At 49.0% G+C, this 17,401-nt stretch carries 13 protein-coding genes; 6 read left to right on the top strand and 7 right to left on the bottom strand.

Translation table 11 applies throughout. The features are described from left to right. Positions 1-66: 66 nt before the first annotated feature. Both RN22_RS19505 and RN22_RS19500 read right to left on the bottom strand, forming a co-directional pair. Positions 67-1,029 carry a glutathione S-transferase family protein gene (locus tag RN22_RS19505; protein ID WP_046306929.1) on the bottom strand — a complete coding sequence of 321 codons (963 nt, stop codon included), beginning with the start codon at positions 1,027-1,029 and terminating at the stop codon, positions 67-69. A gap of 143 nt (positions 1,030-1,172) precedes the next feature. Further along, complete coding sequence (locus tag RN22_RS19500) at positions 1,173-1,604, bottom strand: hypothetical protein (RefSeq protein ID WP_002541018.1); 432 nt, start codon at positions 1,602-1,604, stop codon at positions 1,173-1,175. A gap of 210 nt (positions 1,605-1,814) precedes the next feature. Here RN22_RS19500 and xthA point away from each other — a divergent pair, with 210 nt between their 5' ends. Then, the gene (xthA, locus tag RN22_RS19495; protein ID WP_046306928.1) at positions 1,815-2,621 is read left to right on the top strand and encodes an exodeoxyribonuclease III; all 807 of its coding nucleotides are present in this window, start codon (positions 1,815-1,817) and stop codon (positions 2,619-2,621) included. 154 nt (positions 2,622-2,775) lie between these two features. On the opposite strand, the gene RN22_RS19490 is transcribed toward xthA, so the two are convergent. From RN22_RS19490 to RN22_RS19475, 4 genes are all read right to left on the bottom strand, one after another. Continuing rightward, positions 2,776-3,498 (bottom strand): ABC transporter permease, encoded by a 723-nt coding sequence (locus tag RN22_RS19490; RefSeq protein ID WP_002541015.1) that lies wholly within the window; start codon positions 3,496-3,498, stop codon positions 2,776-2,778. 11 nt (positions 3,499-3,509) lie between these two features. Further along, positions 3,510-4,211: an ABC transporter permease gene (locus RN22_RS19485; protein WP_046306925.1), complete on the bottom strand. Its 702-nt coding sequence runs from the start codon at positions 4,209-4,211 to the stop codon at positions 3,510-3,512. A 405-nt stretch (positions 4,212-4,616) separates the two neighbouring features. After that, on the bottom strand, positions 4,617-5,381 hold the full coding sequence (locus RN22_RS19480; protein ID WP_046306923.1) for a transporter substrate-binding domain-containing protein: 765 nt from the start codon (positions 5,379-5,381) through the stop codon (positions 4,617-4,619). Between the two features lie 98 nt (positions 5,382-5,479). After that, a complete protein-coding gene (locus RN22_RS19475) occupies positions 5,480-6,250 on the bottom strand; it encodes an ABC transporter ATP-binding protein (RefSeq protein WP_002541009.1) in 771 nt (256 codons plus the stop codon). A gap of 373 nt (positions 6,251-6,623) precedes the next feature. Here RN22_RS19475 and RN22_RS19470 point away from each other — a divergent pair, with 373 nt between their 5' ends. Next, complete coding sequence (locus RN22_RS19470) at positions 6,624-8,285, top strand: ABC transporter substrate-binding protein (RefSeq protein WP_046306921.1); 1,662 nt, start codon at positions 6,624-6,626, stop codon at positions 8,283-8,285. 50 nt (positions 8,286-8,335) lie between these two features. Here RN22_RS19470 and RN22_RS19465 read toward each other — a convergent pair whose 3' ends face one another. Next, positions 8,336-9,496: a lipopolysaccharide assembly protein LapB gene (locus RN22_RS19465; protein WP_046306919.1), complete on the bottom strand. Its 1,161-nt coding sequence runs from the start codon at positions 9,494-9,496 to the stop codon at positions 8,336-8,338. 162 nt (positions 9,497-9,658) lie between these two features. Between RN22_RS19465 and ycaO the strand changes: the two genes are divergently transcribed. The 4 genes from ycaO (at position 9,659) to RN22_RS19445 (ending at position 17,277) form a co-directional block, all read left to right on the top strand. After that, a complete protein-coding gene (ycaO, locus tag RN22_RS19460; protein WP_046306917.1) occupies positions 9,659-11,410 on the top strand; it encodes a 30S ribosomal protein S12 methylthiotransferase accessory factor YcaO in 1,752 nt (583 codons plus the stop codon). Between the two features lie 432 nt (positions 11,411-11,842). Beyond that, a complete protein-coding gene (locus tag RN22_RS19455) occupies positions 11,843-13,387 on the top strand; it encodes a DUF3360 family protein (RefSeq protein WP_002541003.1) in 1,545 nt (514 codons plus the stop codon). A gap of 199 nt (positions 13,388-13,586) precedes the next feature. Then, on the top strand, positions 13,587-15,863 hold the full coding sequence (pflB, locus tag RN22_RS19450) for a formate C-acetyltransferase (RefSeq protein ID WP_046306915.1): 2,277 nt from the start codon (positions 13,587-13,589) through the stop codon (positions 15,861-15,863). Between the two features lie 202 nt (positions 15,864-16,065). Then, the gene (locus RN22_RS19445) at positions 16,066-17,277 is read left to right on the top strand and encodes an EAL domain-containing protein (protein ID WP_046306913.1); all 1,212 of its coding nucleotides are present in this window, start codon (positions 16,066-16,068) and stop codon (positions 17,275-17,277) included. The last annotated feature ends 124 nt before the right edge of the window (positions 17,278-17,401 follow it).

Raw genomic sequence — 17,401 nt, 5'->3', positions numbered from 1 at the left:
ATCCTTCTCCCACCACCATCATTAAAAAAGCCAGCTCATTGAGCTGGCTTTTTGCTTTCCTGCAAACTACACGCTTTCACGACCATGTGGCGTGGTCAAATCCTGCACTGGCCCTTTGGGCACAACACGGGTTGGGTTGATGTTGGCGTGGCTGTAGTAATAGTGACGCTTGATGTATGGCATATCGACCGTCTCGGCCACACCCGCAACCTGATATAACTCTTTCAGATAACCGAAGATATGCTCATATTGGGCAATCTGCTGGCGGTTACATTTGAAATGCCCCACGTATACCGGGTCAAAACGTACCAGCGTGGTAAAGGCGCGCCAGTCTGCCTCAGTAATTTGATCCCCTGCCAAATAACGACTGGTCGCCAAATGTGCGTTCAATTTGTCCAATGCAGCAAAAAGATTGTCGAAAGCTTCTTCATAAGCTTCTTGCGTGGTGGCAAAACCACAGCGGTACACGCCGTTGTTGATGTTTGGGTAAACATAATCGTTCCACTCATCAATCACGCTGCGCAGTGCTTCTGGATAGAAATCTTCCGTGTTACCTGTCACCCCGTTGAAGGCGGTGTTGAGCATGCGGATGATTTCAGACGATTCATTGCTGACAATGGTTTCGGTTTTCTTATCCCACAGCACAGGCACTGTGACGCGCCCGGTGTAATCAGACTTCGCCTTGGTGTATAGCTGATGCACGTAGTTAAAGCCATAAAGTGACTCAGGCTCATCAAACTGCCAGCCTTTCTCCATCATGTCAGGACTCACCACAGACACGGTAATGTGTTCTTCAAGGCCTTTCAGTTTACGGAAAATCAGGGTGCGGTGTGCCCATGGACACGCGAGCGATACGTACAAATGATAGCGGCCAGATTCAGCCTTAAAACCGCTCTCACCCGTTGGCCCCGCTTCACCGGTTGCCGTTACCCAGGAACGGAATCCTGCGTCTTCACGAACGAATTTCCCGCCAGATGATTTGGTGTCATACCAGACGTCATGCCAAACACCTTCCACTAATTTGCCCATATCCAATCTCCTTGTTTTGTTGAGAAGAGTATATGAAAAGGATAAGGAGATGTCGGTAGGAGGGTTTCGTCAGAGTCGTTCGAATATTTGAAACAAGACTAAGATGACCCCGACGATGACGCTGCCGGGATCAGGGGGAGAGGTTAGGATTTACCACCCAGCATGTAGATGCTGAAGCTAATATCCAGAGCGGTACTTCCGTCAGGGAAGGTTTCGTGGATCAGGATATCTTCCCCTTCGATCTTGAACCGAATCGTGGGATCCTGAGCCTGATCACGCCATCGACCGTCTTTTCCTTGCGCCCAAACTGCGCGTTGCTTGTCGATTTTGCAGCGATAATGCCATTTCTTTCCGTCATCTGGCCGCTTATAGGATATATGAAAAACATCCTTTTCCGTTTCCGGTTCTATGACCTTTTTATCAACCATCATGATAGAAGGACTTTTTCCTTTGATAGCGGCCAAACTCGCCCGACAGATTTGTTCTTGTGTGAAATCGCCGTACTCGCTGCACCCCGCAACCAAGGTTATTGTCAGTGAAGCCACTGAAAGTTTCATTAATGAAACCACATTCATAAGTTCGCGCTCCCTTCGCTCAAAAAACGATAACACCTTGAGTGTCCGAAGATTCTTTTCTTTACAAGCATAGTTGCAATAAAAAGAAGCTGCTTTACGAATGGGACGAACTTGCATCGATAGTAAGACACTAATGTTCTGCGAGCTGTAGTAATTTCAGATAAACTGGGCAGACCTCAATGGACTTCAGACAAAGAGAAGTAAATCAGCATGAAAGTCATTTCTTTTAATATCAATGGATTGCGCGCCCGCCTTCACCAACTTCAGGCACTGATTGAAAAGCATCAACCGGACGTTATCGGCCTGCAGGAAATCAAGGTTCATGATGAAGCTTTTCCTGTCGAAGACGTCGAAGCGATGGGCTACAAAGTCTATTTCCATGGTCAAAAGGCGCATTACGGTGTCGCGATGCTATGCAAACAAGAGCCAGTAAAAGTGCAAAAAGGCTTCCCAACAGACGAGGAAGATGCGCAGCGCCGTATGATCATGGCAACCTTCAAAAAAGACGATGGCAGTGAAGTGACGGTGCTGAATGGCTACTTCCCGCAAGGTGAAAACATCGCCCACGAAACCAAGTACCCTGCCAAGCGCAAGTTTTACCAAGACTTGATGACTTACCTCAACACCTCGCACAGCAATGACGAGAAACTGATTGTGATGGGTGATATCAACATCAGCCCGATTGATTTGGATATCGGCATTGGTGAAGTGAACCGTAAGCGCTGGCTGAAAACCGGTAAGTGTTCGTTCCAGCCGGAAGAGCGTGAAATGCTGGCGACCTTGATGAACTGGGGCTTTGTGGACACCTTCCGCCAGCAGTTCCCTGATGCCGACGACAAGTTCTCGTGGTTCGATTACCGCTCACGTGGCTTTGACGACAACCGCGGTCTGCGCATCGACGTGATTCTGGCAACCCCTTCACTGGCAGCAGACTGCATTGATACGGGTATTGATTACGAACTCCGAGGTATTGAAAAACCTTCCGACCACGCGCCGATCTGGGCGGAATTTAAGTAGATCAGGACCTAGGAAGAGAAGGTCCTAGGTCATAGGGAAGAGCAAAAGCCCAAAAAGAAAAACCGCCATTCACTGGCGGTTTTTTGTATCCTGCTCTTCCTAGGACCTTTCTTTTCCCAGGACCTAGGACCTTTCTCTTCCCTAGGACCTGCTCTTAAGACTCCAACGGTCTCAAATGTCTGTGCCAGCGATGCTCAAGGCGTTTAAAACCATAAACAATGGCGAAGGTCAGACAGAGATAGATAGCCGCCACAAAAAGGAAGGCATCAAATGGCGCGTAGAAACGTGCGTAGATGTCCCTGGCTGCGCCTGTAAGGTCGATGATGGTCACGACCGACGCAATCGAGCTTGCATGCAGCATGAAGATAACTTCGTTGCTGTACGCTGGCAGTGCGCGGCGGAATGAAGATGGCAAGATGATGCGGCGCAGAATCGTAAAGCGCGACATGCCGTAAGCCTTGCCTGCTTCGATTTCACCTGCAGGTGTTGCCACCATCGCACCACGGAGGATTTCCGTTGTGTATGCGGCCGTGTTCAACACAAAAGCAAACAGACATGGATAGAAAGCATCTTCGACAACTGCCCAGAACATACTTTGTTGAATGCCTTCAATGGTCGCCACACCGTAATAAATCAGGTAAAGCTGGATAAGCAGCGGCGTGCCACGGAAGATGTAAACGTAAATCCAAACTGGACGGTTAATCCAAGGGTTCTTTGAGGTTCTCGCAACCGCCAATGGTACGGACAGGATAAGACCCAGCACCAGCGACAGGAACACTAGTTGCACAGTGACCGTCAAACCACTCCAGTAGTGGAGAATGGTGGTAGAGGTGAAAATCTCGTTTTGGTCGAGGTAAGCATAAATTGATTCTAACATTCCGTGTCTCCTTAGCCTCTTACTACACCGGCACTGAACTTACGCTCCAAGCGCTTGAGTCCAAGCTCAGAGATGGAGGTGATCAGCAGGTAGACCAATGCTACCGGAATAAAGAATTTGAACGGTTCGTTCACCGCACCTGCCGCTTCTTTGGCAAGGCGCGTCATATCCGCCAGACCAATGACTGACACCAGCGCCGTCGTCTTCACCAACACCAGCCAGTTGTTACCAATACCAGGCAACGCATGACGCATCATTTGCGGGAACATAATGCGACGGAAGATCATCCAAGGGCTCATGCCATACGCTGTGCCTGCTTCCAACTGGCCACGGTCGACCGCCAGAAATGCACCGCGGAAGGTTTCAGCCATGTAGGCACCGAAGATAAAGCCAATCGTAGAAACACCGGCTGTAAACTCATCGATGTTGATGAACATATCGATGTCATACTTTTCGTAGAGCCAGTCAGAGAAGTTGTTCATCATGATTTGTGCGCCGAAGAAGATCAGCAGCATCAACACCAGATCGGGCACACCCCGGACCACAGTGGAATAAACCGTTGCTGTCCCTCGGGCAAAACGGTTCTTTGAAAGACGGGCCATTGCAGTTACCAATCCCAGTAACACTGCAATCACAGCAGAAAGCACCGCCAATTCGACGGTCAATATTGCGCCCATGAAAATGGAAGGGCCATAACCATGCAGATCTAACATCCTTTCCTCCTGCACGAATAAACCGATAGCGAAACTACCGCTTTATGGATCTTGTATTCAGTTTTCGCTTATCAGTCAAAAGGGAGCGAATCCCGCTCCCCCTAGAGCTTATCAGCCCACTAAATCAGAAGGCTGATGAATCTGTCATGTATTGCCATATAGGCCTAGCAGAGTTCCTGTAAAGTAGTTGGAACGACATTAATGTTGTCTTTCAAACTACGGATTGCTGTAAATAGATGGTGCTGTATCAAGGCAGTACCATCTATGCCCAGCAATCCAATCTGCAACGTAGTTGGAGCTTAGAGCAAGGCGCCGAGCACGTGAACCCCATGAGCATAGATTTCCTATGTGATTGGGGTGAGCGCGCGCAAGCAACGCAGCTATCGCTTCAACTAAGAAGCAGGATTACATTTTGATGTCGTACGCGAAATACTTCTTACGAATCTCGTCATACGTACCGTTCGCTTTCACCTGAGACAGAGACTTGTTGAAGATCGCTGCCAGGTCTTTGTCACGCTTACGGAACGCAGCACCTACACCACCACCCAGTTGCAGGGTGTCACCGACTGCTTCAAAGTTGCCGCCATCTTTACCGCCCAGAATTGATGCTTCACCCACTGGGAAGTCAATCAGAACGATATCCAGACGACCACCTTGTAGATCCAGTACCAGATCATCACCCGTGGTGTAGCGCTTCACATCAGCAATTTTGCCGAAGGTGTCTGTGGCGTGGCTATCCTGGATAGTGCCGCGCTGAACACCGATGCGCTTGCCTTTAAGCGTTTCGATATCAGCAGGGTTAATACCTGAATCTTTGGCAGCAAAATAGCCACTTGGCGTGTTGTAGTATGGTTCTGAGAACAGTACCTGTTTGGCACGCTCTTCAGTGATCGACATTGATGAGAAGATCACGTCGTATTTACGCGCTTGCAGACCTGGAATGATGCCATCCCATGCTTGGATAACCCAGCTACAGTTCAGTTTCGCGTTTTCACATACAGCGTTACCCAGATCCACTTCGAAACCAGTCAGGGTGCCGTCTGGTGCTTTGTATTCGAATGGTTCATAAGGTACATCTACAGCGATGCGAACGTCTGTCCAATCTTTTGCCTGAACAGCTGTCGCGCCCAGTGCAGCTGTCACTGCAGCAGCAACTAACCATTTTTTCATCTTTCTGTCTCCTTATGGATATATTGTTCAGATGGCGATACTCCTTTGCCATCTGCCGTATGCGTTTACCGCGTCGGGGCTTTCTTATTTCAGAACTATCAGTAAATCGAAGAGATAAATTGCTGTAATCGCTCCGATTCAGGATTAGTAAATAGCTTAGCTGGGTCGCCCTGCTCTTCCACTAATCCTTGATGTAAGAACATCACATGGTTGGAAACGTCACGTGCGAAGGCCATTTCGTGGGTCACGACCAGCATGGTACGACCTTCTTCGGCCAGGATTTTCATGACGTTGAGCACTTCACCCACCAATTCTGGGTCAAGGGCTGAGGTAGGTTCATCGAACAACAGCACTTCAGGCTCGACCGCAAGCGCTCGGGCAATCGCAGCGCGCTGCTGCTGACCACCGGAAAGGTGTCCTGGGTAGTAATCACGACGTTCCCACAAGCCTACACGCTGCAGGAACGCTTCTGCGCGTTCCAACGCTTCTGCTTTTGGTACGCCCAGAACATGGATAGGTGCTTCAATCACGTTTTCCAGTACTGTCATGTGAGACCACAGGTTGAAGCCCTGGAATACCATCGCCAGACGGGAACGAATGCGTTGAACTTGTTTTTCGCTAACGGGTACGGCTTCGCCATGGCGACCGTTTTTCATTTCGATAAGTTCGCCGTTTACCCAGATTTCACCTGCGGTTGGGGTTTCCAGCAAGTTGATGCAGCGAAGGAAGGTACTTTTACCTGAACCGGATGATCCGATGATAGAGATGACATCGCCACGGTGTGCGTCCAGTGAAATCCCTTTTAATACTTCGTGTTGACCAAAGGTCTTGTGAAGGTCTTTGACTTGTAGCGCTACTGCTTCCGTCATGCGCTTGACTCCTGTCTTTCTGTTTGCACGCCGAGCTAATACGAGCACCTGGTCTTGGTATGAAGACTGCTTAGGCACTCTTTTTTATGTGGCTTGGTGGTACGAGTTCAGTGTAACTATGGCGTAAATTGTCATTTTCTGCCGTGCCACAACACATTTCACTACTGAGGCTCGTTTATCTGAAAATAACATCCATCAGTTTCAACAGCAACAATTTGTTAACCTTTAAGTGAATAAAAAATAAGTCATTTTCAATGCATAATTAAACAGAATGAGTGCTTTATCAAGAGTTTGAATTGATTGATGGTTTTGAGTGGTTAGTGTAGGGTGTATTTCGATGAAAATTTGCTTGTAGATCAATATCGAGAGAGCTATGTTGCCACGCTTGCTGACCCTGTGTTTCGCGCTCGTCTCTTTCGCCAGCTCAGCCACGACCAATACACTTACAATTATTCCCGAGCTGTCGAACGGCTTTGTCAGAAACTACAACCCTTTCCGCGCCGATACACTGGCGACGACGAGAGACTTCATCTTCGAACCCCTGATGGTTTTTGAGGAGGGCGTCGCACATTTCCGTCTAGCCAAAAGTTACACCCTATCCCCCGACCTGAAAGGCATTCTGCTCTCGCTGCGAGATGACATTAAATGGTCTGACGGTACCCCCTTTTCGGCAGACGATGTGGTCTATAGTCTTTCACTGCTAAAAGACGAACCCGAACTGGATTACAATTCACTCGGGTACTGGATGGAGCGTATCGAAAAACGTGGCGAAAATGAGGTATACGTCTCGTTAAGCCATCCAAACGCACAGATAGCGCATCGTTTACAGGAAGCCATTATTGTTCCCATGCATCAATGGCAGGACATTTCTGACAAGCGTTTTTTCCTTAATGCCCATCCTGTCGGCACTGGCCCTTTTACCGATATAAAAGCCTTTAGCAGCAATAACATCGTTCAGTGCCGTAACCCCAACTACTGGCAACAAGACAAACTCAAGGTCGATTGCATTCGCTACCCACAAGTCAAAAGTAATGATGAGCTCATCAGCCGTCTGAGCAACGGTGAATTTGACTGGGCGAGTGCGTTTATTCCAGATATTGAGCGTAACTACGCCTCCTATTCGCGTGATTACCATTACCACCATAAGCCCTCAACCATCGTCAGCTTGATGTTTAACTTCAAACATCCCAACGAAGAATTACGCAAAGTTATTCAAGACGTGCGTTTTCGCCGTGCGATGTCGATGAGCCTTGCACGGGATCTTTTGATCAGTGTTGCGGTTTTTGGGCAGGGTGAAAAAGCGGTATTTGCCAGTGGTATGGCATCGACATTTGAGGACTGGATACCGAATTCGGCCGCAGAGCAGCATCTTTACTACATTCGCTTTCATCCCAAAGCCGCTTCACGCCTGCTTGACGAGTTGGGATTGGTCGATATCGACGGCGACAGATTCCGGGAATTACCGTCTGGAGAGCCACTGACTCTGCGGATCATCGCACCGAATGGTTGGAGCGACTTCATCTCTGCTTCTAATGTGGCTGCGGAGATGTTCGCGGCTGTCGGCCTGCGTGTAAAAACAGAAGTTTTACCGTTTCCTGAATATGAAGCCCGCATGGCGAATGCCAGTTACGATCTCAGCATCACCAACTACTTTACCGGCCTAACGCCTTTCAGGTATTTCAATTCTGCCTTTAACAGTGCCTATCAAACCCCTACTTCGCCACGTTTTGCCCAGCACTATTTCAAAGACGAAAAAGTGGATGACCTGTTGGATGACTTTCTGCTTCAAACTGATCAGCAGAAACAGCGCGATATTGTCAGCCAGCTTCATCTGCGCGTTTCTGAAAATCAGGTGACTGTGCCGCTTTATTACAAGTTGGAAACGGTGGAATTCACCACCACACGTTACAAAGGCTGGAGAAGGCATGAAGACGGGACGCCGAATGTGCCGCCAATTTGGTACACAGAAAGGCCAAGGTTGATTCAATTGCTCGAATTGGAACCGGTTGAAGAGTCATCCAACAATAACCAATAAAAGACAACCCAAGCTGATGCTTGGGTTGTCTTTTATTCGGGGCATTCGCGCTATTCCTTGCCCATCAACTCCAACGTTTTGAGCCACACGTCTGCATCACTGTCAGGGTCTAGCATCTTTAGTCTTTCGTAAGCTGAGCGCGCCAGCTCAAGCTGGTTAGTTTTCATTGCGCTAAAGCCCAAGATCTCCCATAAAAAGGCATCCCGGCTGCCCCCCATGTCGATGGCCTGCTGCGCCAGATTGGCGGCTTCCTGCCAACGTTGCAGTTGGGATGCTATTTTAACCTGCACTTTCACCAGAGAAAGTTCAGGCTCTCTATTCAGCAAAGACACCACTTCCCATGCTTCCATCCACTCCATCGACTGCATGTGATATTGGAGTTTACGTTTCAGCACATCACGGTTCACGGTCACAGCTTCTGAGCTGATACCTTGATTGAGCAATCGCTTCGCTTGATCGGTATCTCCTAGCATACTCGCGTATTGGGACATGTTAAGGTAATCCGCCTCGGTCAGCGTGGCTCCGGCTTTGGCTTCTTCCCGTAAAGTTCTCAGCGCAGCACGCACTTCACCCAATGCCGCATAGGCGGAGGCTTTCTTGCGTTGCCAGCGAATGTCATGACCAAATTTATCTTGAATCACGCGGGTGGTATTAATCAGCGCCCGGTGCTGCTGAAGCTGTTCTTCACTCAGCAGTTTGATCTGCCATATAAATTCCGGCACATCGGCGTAACGGGCAATAATGGCGTTAGCCTGTTTCAACGCTTCTGCATATCTCTTTTCGCTGAACAGCGCACGGGTATAAAGGTGCTCAACCGGCTGGAAGGTAGGAAACTCTGCCAGATAGGTTTTACCGTATTGAATGGCGACTTCCGGACGGCCACGCTTCATAGAAAGGGACACTAACGCGCCCAGCACATCCTGTCTCAAACTTTCTGGTAACTTTCGGTATTCCAGCGCTTTGGTGTAGGCAAGATACGCACGGTTGTAGTCACCTTCATTGAGATAAATGTAACCGAGCAACCGCTGATGTAAGGCATTCTGTTCTTCGTTATCCGCAACAATCGCTTTCGCCAGATCGGCCGCTTTATCGACCTCATCATTCGATAGCAGGGTTTCGATACGATTCAGGTGACGGGCAAAATCCGGATCACTGGCAAACGCCGGTAAACTTGCACACAACAGCAATACGCCAACACCAAAAAGTTTCATATCCCTCAGCCAATAACGATTTGATATCTCGAATATAACGTAGATTAGACACTCTTCGCGTATAAAAACGTCTATTTTTTGCAGGGACGCAACATATCTTCCGTGGCGTCTTACTAGCGGGCTCTATATACTCCGCGCCTTCTTATAAATACTGAGAATCCCATGAAAACCTATATCCCTGGTAAAGACGCTGCGCTCGAAGAGTCCATCAACAACTTTGAAGCAAAACTGACAGCGGCCGGTTTTAACGTTGAACCTGTTTCCTGGCTCAATCCTGTGCCGAATGTGTGGTCTGTTCACATTCGCGATGTGGATGCGCCAATGAACTTTACCAACGGAAAAGGTGCCAGTAAGAAAGCCGCTTTGGCTTCCGCGCTCGGGGAGTATTTCGAGCGTCTTTCCTGCAACTATTTCTACGCCGATTTCTATCTGGGTGAAGAGATCGCACAAGCACCTTTCGTTCATTACCCTAACGAAAAATGGTTTCCTCTCACTGATGACGACATGCTGCCAGAGGGCTTGCTCGATGAAAACATGCGTACATTTTACGATCAGGAAGAGACCCTAATGGCGAGCGATCTGGTTGATCTTCAATCCGGTAACGAAGAGCGCGGGATCTGTGCGCTGCCGTTTATCCGCCAGAAAGATCAGCAGACCGTTTACGTGCCAATGAACATTGTCGGCAACCTCTATGTCTCTAACGGTATGTCAGCAGGTAACACAGTAACCGAAGCGCGCAGTCAGGCGCTGTCAGAAGTGTTTGAGCGTGCCATTAAAAACCGCATCATTGCTGAGCGCATCAGCATGCCGGAAATACCAGCTGAGGTGATTGCCCGTTTCCCAACTATTCAGGCTTCTATTGAAGCCATGCAGGCAGAAGGCTTCCCGATTGCGGTTTATGACGCCTCCATGGGTGGTCAGTATCCGGTGGTATGTGTCACCCTGTTTAACCCCAACAATGGCACCTGTTTTACCTCTTGGGGTGCACACCCGCGTTTTCAGGTCGCTTTCGAGCGCACTGTGACCGAACTTCTGCAAGGCCGCAGCCTGAAAGATCTGGACGTTTTCGAAGCACCATCCTTCCATGATGAAGATGTGGCAGACCACCACAATCTCGAAACTCACTTTATCGACTCATCAGGCACAGTCTCTTGGGACATGTTCAAGTCCACACCGGATTACGAATTCACTGAGTGGAACTTCGAAGGCACTTCAGAAGAAGAAGTCTCATGGCTGCTCGGTAAGCTTCATGCAGAAGATGCGGATGCGTATATTGCCGATTACAGCCACCTTGGCGTGAACTGTTGCCGGGTGATTGTGCCGGGTTGGTCTGAGATCTACCCGCCTGAGGAAGTGCAACTTTGCAATAACAACCGCGGTACCGATCTGCGTGAAGCAATGTCCATGCTGCTTGCTACAGGTTTCAGCGACGAATCCGTCGAGTCACTGTTTGATGTGCTGGAAATGTCGGACTTTGATGACAGCTACATGGTGTGTGAACTGATGGGCGTGCTGCCTGATGCCGGTACCGCTTGGAAGTCACTCACCATTGGCGAACTGAAATGTTTGCTGGCGCTGGCGATGGGTGACATGGAAACAGCACAGGATTTCGCGACCTGGAGTTTGGAATACAATGCCACCATCTACAGTCAGGAACGCACTATGTTTATGCGCTGCCTGATTGCAAGCTTGGAGCTGGCCCAAGATGAAGCGCGAGACGCTGCAGAGTACCGTCGCGCATTTGGGTTTGTTTACGGCGAAAGCATCACCGATGCGGTTTGGAGCTCAATCTGCGGTGACATCCGCTTCTTTGGCCTTGAGCTAGAAAGCGCAGATTTAACCTCATTTGGTGCACATCAGAAACTTCTGGCCTCCTACGAGAAACTCCAACAAGCAAAAGCCAACGCTGCGTAATAACTTTTTACGATTTTGTACCGAACAAGCCTGCTTGAGGGAAACCCGCGCAGGCTTCTTTATATTGTTCAAGAACGATGTGCGGAAAAAGTGACAGTCAACGTATTTTCACAGCAATTTAGTGCATTTCTGTGGCACATCTCCCGCACCATATTTGGTAATTTTATTTCAGAAATCAAAGTAAATTCGGCAAAAATGGCAATATCCTTATCATTTATAGCGTTTATCGTTTCTCATAACTTTCAAATCCTGTAATTTATTTTCACGAAAATGATTTAGATCAAATTTGCTCAGGAGAGGTTTGTTAGTATGTTTGTAACGAATTTTGGCTCCCGGCCTCACCTCAATCAGCAGCGCATTCATTGCTGAATAAAAGCTAAAACCTGCGGGGAGCGTAACCAGTTCTGTTTGCTTTTGTACGAAGAGGACTTTATGTCAACTCAAGCTCCATCAGAGCACATCGGCGATAAGGCGCAAAGCGAGTATCAAGCTAAGCACCGACCTGCCTCAGAGTTCGCGACACGTTCAGATTACCTGGACCACGAACTTCAAATCATGAACCCGCGCCGCTGGAAGCTAAACCTTCCTGGCCGTGATTTCCGTTTCGAACTCGAAGACCTCGTTCCCGCATTGGCAGGTACCATCGGCATTATCGCGATGTACTCAGCAGTAATGATGTCTTGGGCTGATGGCCTGACCCAAGCTTGGGATCACATCAATCTGGGCAAAGAGTTCGCAATCGAAGTAGCACGTGTTGAGATGCTTATCCCTGCACTGCTGTTCTGTGTGCTTGCCTCTGGCTTTATCAACCCACGCGCTAACCTTGCCGGTAACCATGGTCCAATGATCCCACTGATCGGTACCATTGCGCTAGCCGGTGCTCACCCTCTTGCGCTTGCATTGCTGCTGGGTATGTTCGGCTTGATGCTGAGTTACTTCAAAGGTGGCTCGAAACTGGTGAACCTCACCAGTGAAGGGGTCGCCGGCGGTCTTCTTATTTTCCTCGGTTTCACCGGTGCAATGAGCCAAATCGCTGATATTCAGACTTGGGCAAAAGGCCTAGAGTCTGCAACCGTCGCGAAAGGCAGCATGGGTTATGTTGGCTTGGTAGTTCTGGCCGTGAACGTGGTGCTTTACGCTCTGCTCGCGCGTATCGGTAAACGCTGGTTGGCAATCCCTGCCTGTGCGTTCACTGGTCTGATTGCAGCACTGGCGCTGGGCGCTGGCTTCGACCTGACTTTCACTACTGAAATGGGTCTGCCTAACCTGAACCCTGTTTACTGGTGGGGTAGCACTGAGCAAGGTTGGATGCTGGGTCTGCCAAATCTGCAGCACTTCATCGCCTCTTTGCCATTTGCGATTCTGGCAGTAGCCATGTGGTCTCCAGACTTCCTGGGCCACCGTATTTTCCAAGAATTGAACTATCCGAAGAAAACCGAAAAAGTGCTGATGGACGTGGATGACACAATGACTATGTGTTCTATCCGCCAGATGGTTGGTACTGCGGTAGGTGGCGGTAACATCACCTCTTCTTGGGGTACTTACATGATCCCTGCAGCGATTGCGAAGCGTCCAATCCCTGCTGGTGCGATTCTGCTGGGCTGTTTGGTGATGTTCATCGCTATCCTTGGTTTCCCAATGGACGTAGCAGTATGGCCACCGGTAATGCGTATCGCGCTGCTGGTAGGTGTATTCCTGCCACTGCTTGAAGCAGGTGTTCAGATGGTTCGTGAAACTAAGGATTCACAATCAGCAGGTATCTGTATCTTCGCATCAATGGTTGCTAACCCAGTACTGGCTTGGGCGCTGGCAATGCTGCTCGACAACAATGGTCTCATTGGTGACAAAGAGCGTGCGAAAAAACTGTCTTTCGTAGACCGTATCGTGATTCCAGGTTCAGTATTAATTATCTGTCTGGTTGCTATGCTCGCGGTTGGTATGCTCGAAGATCAGTTCGGCATCCCTGCTCTGATGTAAATATGGCTTGGGCAGCCTTAACTGGCTGCCCAAATTACTGTTCATAAATTGGCTAGAAAGCGTAAAATCAAACGCGTTTTGAAAGACCGTTTTTGCTTTTACAGTTTTTTAATGATCGTGTACGACCACTGGCTCAACGGTGGAGCGACATCAAAGTCGCTAAGTACTTGTTTTCTTCTACTAAAAAGGTAGGTACAACATGTCTGAGCAATTTGCTAAAGCATGGGAAGGTTTCGCTGACGGCGAATGGCAGAACGAAGTTAACGTTCGTGACTTCATTCAGAAGAACTACACCCCTTACGAGGGCGACGAGTCTTTCCTGGTCACTGAAGGTACTGAAGCAACTAACAAGCTTTGGGAAAAAGTGATGGAAGGCATCAAGCTTGAGAACTCAACTCACGCGCCTGTAGACTTCGACACTTCTGTAATCTCTACCATTACTGCTCACGACGCAGGCTACATCAACAAAGATCTGGAAAAGATCGTTGGTCTGCAAACTGAAGCACCTCTGAAACGCGCAATCATGCCAAACGGCGGTGTTCGCATGATCGAGGGTTCTTGCAAGGCTTACGGCCGTGAACTGGACCCAATGGTTTCAAAAATTTATTCAGAGTACCGCAAGACTCACAACCAAAGCGTTTTCGATATCTACACCCCAGATATCCTGAAATGCCGTAAGTCTGGTGTTCTGACTGGTCTGCCTGACGCATACGGCCGTGGTCGTATCATCGGTGACTACCGTCGCGTAGCACTGTACGGTGTAGACTTCCTGCTGAAAGACAAAGCGAAGCAATTCCACTCTCTGCAAGAGAAACTGGAAGCGGGCGACGATCTGCAAATGACCATGCAGCTTCGTGAAGAAATCCAAGAGCAATACCGTGCTCTGAACCAGATGAAAGAAATGGCTGCGAAATACGGCTACGACATCTCTGGTCCTGCGACTAACGCACAAGAAGCGGTTCAGTGGCTGTACTTCGGTTACCTGGCTGCTGTTAAGTCTCAGAACGGTGCTGCAATGTCACTGGGTCGTACTTCTACGTTCCTTGACGTTTACCTTGAGCGTGACATCGCTGAAGGCAAGATCACTGAAGTTGAAGCGCAAGAAATCATCGACCACTTCGTGATGAAGCTGCGTATGGTTCGCTTCCTGCGTACCCCTGAGTACGATGAGCTGTTCTCTGGTGACCCAATCTGGGCAACTGAATCTATGGGTGGTATGGGCTGTGACGGTCGTACGCTGGTAACACGTACTAACTTCCGCTTCCTGAACACCCTGTACACTATGGGTCCAAGCCCAGAGCCAAACATCACTGTACTGTGGTCTGAGCAACTGCCTGACGGCTTCAAGCGTTTCTGTGCGAAAGTATCTATCGATACTTCTTCTATCCAGTACGAAAACGATGACCTGATGCGTCCAGACTTCGACAACGATGACTACGCAATCGCTTGTTGTGTGTCTCCACAGGTTGTTGGTAAACACATGCAGTTCTTCGGCGCACGTGCGAACCTGGCGAAAACTCTGCTGTACGTAATCAACGGCGGTGTTGACGAAAAACTGAAGATGCAGGTTGGTCCTAAGCAAGATCCAATGGCTGACGAAGTTCTGGACTTCGACAAAGTTTGGAACGGTCTGGACAGCTTCATGGATTGGCTGGCGAAGCAGTACGTCACTGCGCTGAACGCTATCCACTACTCACACGACAAGTACAGCTACGAAGCGTCTCTGATGGCTCTGATGGACCGTGACGTTTACCGTACTATGGCTTGTGGTATCGCTGGTCTGTCTGTAGCAGCTGACTCACTGTCTGCTATCAAGTATGCGAAAGTGAAACCAGTTCGTGACGAAGATGGCATCGCTATCGACTTCGAAATCGAAGGCGACTATCCGAAGTTCGGTAACAACGATTCACGCGTTGATGACATCGCATGTGAAATGGTTGAGAAGTTTATGAACAAGATTCGTAAGCTGAAAACTTACCGCGATGCAGTACCTACTCAGTCTATCCTGACCATCACTTCAAACGTTGTGTACGGTAAGAAGACAGGTAACACGCCAGACGGTCGTCGTGCAGGCGCGCCATTCGCACCGGGTGCAAACCCAATGCACGGTCGTGACGAGAAAGGTGCAGTAGCCTCTCTGACTTCTGTAGGTAAACTGCCATTCGCTCACGCGAAAGACGGTATCTCTTACACTTTCTCTATCGTGCCTAACGCACTGGGTAAAGACGGTGACACGCAGAAAGCTAATCTTGCTGGTCTGATGGATGGTTACTTCCACCATGAGTCTGGCATCGAAGGCGGTCAGCACCTGAACGTTAACGTTCTGAACCGTGACACGCTGGAAGACGCTGTTAAGCACCCAGAGAAGTACCCGCAGCTGACTATCCGTGTATCGGGTTATGCAGTTCGCTTTAACTCTCTGACTGCTGAGCAGCAGAAAGACGTTATCGCACGTACTTTCACTGAATCTCTGTAATCTGAGTATTCATTGAATTGAAAAGCACCTCCTCCGGGAGGTGTTTTTTTATGCCTGATCAAAAAACGCCTCCACTCCCCTTAACCGCATAACGTTCTGTCGACGCTCGGAAAAATAGCGACCATACTGGAAGCAAGCTGTTCTATCACAACAATTTTCGCATCACACTTTGATGCCGACATGTGCGCTTTAGGGGAACGCCATGAATATCTTGCTAGTGGAAGACCATCCCTTCCAACGAGATGTGATTGCCGGGCAGTTAATGCAACTCATATCAGGTGACGACTCGCTGTTTTTTGCAGAATCCGGCAGTGCTGCGCTTGAGAAAATCCTACACGGTAAGCCGGATTTGGTGTTCTGTGATCTGGAATTGCCAGACATGGATGGCATCAAGTTGTTGAGCAATGCCGCCGAACGCGGTTTTATGGGATGCATTGTGATCACCAGTGCTGCCTCTCAGAAGGTGATGGATACCGTCAAAAGCATGTGTGAGCACATGAGCCTAAACGTTCTCGGGGTATTACCAAAACCTGCTTCTATCCCCCTGCTGAAGTATTATCTGACACTGGCGATGGAGCACGACACCGATTATCCGCAGGATTTGCTTCCCCTTACTGACGACGAAGTGCTGGAAGCCTGGAAAGCGAATTTGTTTGAAACTTGGTTTCAACCTATCGTGCGATTTGATACCGGTGAGTGGGTAGCCTGCGAAGCATTACAGCGGATGAAACATCCGATACGGGGAACCCTCACCCCGATATCTTTTCTTTCCCAGTTATCAAATTTGAACCTGGAATCAGAGCTGACCTTTTCGGTAATCAACGCCGTGATTGCCAACCAAACTCACCTCGATGGTCACCCAGTCGGCATCAATGTTTCCGTGAACAATCTTATCGAACTGAACTTTGTGGATGAGGTGATTGAGCTGGGCCATCAATACCCCAACCTCAATCAGTTGATTTACTTCGAGCTTCACGAGCCAGAAAACTTCTCGCAGATCGCTCAGCTACAGGAAGCCGCTTCCCGCTTACTTCTCAATGGATTCCGTATCGCGATTGACGATTTCGGCTCAGGCTACAGCACGTTGCAACAAGTCGAATTCCTGCCACTGGACTCCCTGAAAATCGGCCTTAATCTGGTGCTACCGATGCTAAGTTCACGCACAGCCTTCGCCTTGGTTGAAGCCAGTAACTTGGTTGCTAACCGCATTGGCGTCGCTTCAGTGGCAGAAGGCATTGAATGCATTGAAGTCTGGCACTCGCTTCGTGACATGGGCTGTGATTATGGTCAGGGCTTTTTCATTGCCCGCCCTATGCCGGCAGACCAATTGAAGCACTGGCAAACATTGTGGAATTCCTTGCTGGAAAGTCGCACGCTGTGTCCTCCGATTGCCCTCAACACCATCGAAATCTAACCCTAGGGCCTGTTAACCTTTGGTGGTTAAATTTTGTTCTAGCTCTAAGCGTTTTAGGCGCGGCGAGGTGTGTGCTGCCTAGTCATTCTAAGCAAATACACCTTAACAAAGCATAAAACGCTTA

Origin of the sequence: Grimontia sp. AD028 (assembly GCF_000973155.1) — a bacterium.
Taxonomy (GTDB): Bacteria; Pseudomonadota; Gammaproteobacteria; order Enterobacterales; family Vibrionaceae; genus Enterovibrio; species Enterovibrio indicus.
This window is presented reverse-complemented; position numbering and strand designations above follow the sequence as displayed.

Bases quoted from the DNA above. Each gene is read 5' to 3' on its own strand.
- RN22_RS19505 (WP_046306929.1), bottom strand. From the start codon at position 1,029: ATGGGCAAATTAGTGGAAGGTGTTTGGCATGACGTCTGGTATGACACC.
- RN22_RS19500 (WP_002541018.1), bottom strand. From the start codon at position 1,604: ATGAATGTGGTTTCATTAATGAAACTTTCAGTGGCTTCACTGACAATA.
- xthA (WP_046306928.1), top strand. From the start codon at position 1,815: ATGAAAGTCATTTCTTTTAATATCAATGGATTGCGCGCCCGCCTTCAC.
- RN22_RS19490 (WP_002541015.1), bottom strand. From the start codon at position 3,498: ATGTTAGAATCAATTTATGCTTACCTCGACCAAAACGAGATTTTCACC.
- RN22_RS19485 (WP_046306925.1), bottom strand. From the start codon at position 4,211: ATGTTAGATCTGCATGGTTATGGCCCTTCCATTTTCATGGGCGCAATA.
- RN22_RS19480 (WP_046306923.1), bottom strand. From the start codon at position 5,381: ATGAAAAAATGGTTAGTTGCTGCTGCAGTGACAGCTGCACTGGGCGCG.
- RN22_RS19475 (WP_002541009.1), bottom strand. From the start codon at position 6,250: ATGACGGAAGCAGTAGCGCTACAAGTCAAAGACCTTCACAAGACCTTT.
- RN22_RS19470 (WP_046306921.1), top strand. From the start codon at position 6,624: ATGTTGCCACGCTTGCTGACCCTGTGTTTCGCGCTCGTCTCTTTCGCC.
- RN22_RS19465 (WP_046306919.1), bottom strand. From the start codon at position 9,496: ATGAAACTTTTTGGTGTTGGCGTATTGCTGTTGTGTGCAAGTTTACCG.
- ycaO (WP_046306917.1), top strand. From the start codon at position 9,659: ATGAAAACCTATATCCCTGGTAAAGACGCTGCGCTCGAAGAGTCCATC.
- RN22_RS19455 (WP_002541003.1), top strand. From the start codon at position 11,843: ATGTCAACTCAAGCTCCATCAGAGCACATCGGCGATAAGGCGCAAAGC.
- pflB (WP_046306915.1), top strand. From the start codon at position 13,587: ATGTCTGAGCAATTTGCTAAAGCATGGGAAGGTTTCGCTGACGGCGAA.
- RN22_RS19445 (WP_046306913.1), top strand. From the start codon at position 16,066: ATGAATATCTTGCTAGTGGAAGACCATCCCTTCCAACGAGATGTGATT.